The 1,158-nt window shown below is 37.3% G+C and carries 1 pseudogene; it reads left to right on the top strand.

The features are described from left to right. A pseudogene (locus QUA02_RS33445) lies at nt 1–469 on the top strand (transposase); the annotation flags it as partial. Nucleotides 470–1,158 lie beyond the last annotated feature (689 nt).

Raw genomic sequence — 1,158 nt, 5'->3', positions numbered from 1 at the left:
AGTGTCCGAGAACCCGAAATATTGCCCCCCTATGTAGTAGCAGATTTATATCAAAGACGCTGGCGAATTGAAGAGGCATTTTGTACAGTAAAAAGATTATTAAATCTGAGTTATTTATGGACAGGTTCATTAAACGGAATCAAGCTCCAAATCTGGGCTACTTGGCTATTTTATGCGGTTTTAGTAGACTTAGGAGATGCTATTGCAGATGAATTAGGAGTACCACTTGAACGTATTTCTTTAGAAATGATTTATCGGGGGATGTATCATTTTTCCGTAGCATATCAAAAAGGATTAGCTTCTGACCTAGTTAAGTATTTTTCCTCCGAGAGAAATCAAGATTTAGGGATTGTTAAGCTAGGCATGAAAACCTCATGTCAGGCTAATTATTTCTCCTTTCCCTGGAACTCAAAGAAGTCCCGAACAATTTTTTTTCAATAATAAAGGAACAAATGGAGTCATATTTTAATTGGGTCAACAGGTAAAAAATGAGTAAAATTACTCATTGACAATAGTGTTTTTAACTTAACTTGTGAGTAATGGCTCCATCTAGAAAAACAGCTCAAACCCACAGAATACTTGACCCTAAAAATTCTGGTATGTTTGTTACAGCTCCACAAACAAGTTAGTATTGAATTATTGGCTTCTGTCTGGCCTGATCCGATTCAATTTGAAAGTCGCAGGCGCAGCCTACAAAGATTTCTCAAATTGGACTGCCTTGACATAGAGCGCTTGTGGTCCCCATCGAGAGAGAAATATTGAAGGCAAAATTTAAAAATCATCAATCTTTGAAGGTAGCCATCGATTGCACACAATGGCGGGATAAAAATGTCTTTGTAATTAGTTTGATTTGGGACAAACGAGCTATCCCTTTGTACGGGCAATTATTAGACAAAAGGGGGAGTAGTAACTTGTCTGAGCAGCAAGCTCTCATCATTCCTATTTTAGAGCTTCTACAAGATTAAGAAATCATCATCATAGGCGATCGATAATATGTCCCAGGGTAAGAGCATCTCAATCAAGCTTGACAAAAGGAGTTGAGAACAGTCATCATATAATCATTATTCATAGAAGGCCTGTTGGCTCTTCAGAACTTATGGTGATAAGTTTATCTAATCAAAGATAGACTCGTGCATAAGACTAGAAGCTGAAACTCAT

The organism is Microcoleus pseudofavosus SVA1_A4 (assembly GCF_036700565.1).
Taxonomy (GTDB): domain Bacteria; phylum Cyanobacteriota; class Cyanobacteriia; order Cyanobacteriales; family Microcoleaceae; genus Microcoleus.
Note: the sequence above shows the minus strand (reverse complement) of the source record. Positions and strands in the feature narration are given on the sequence as shown.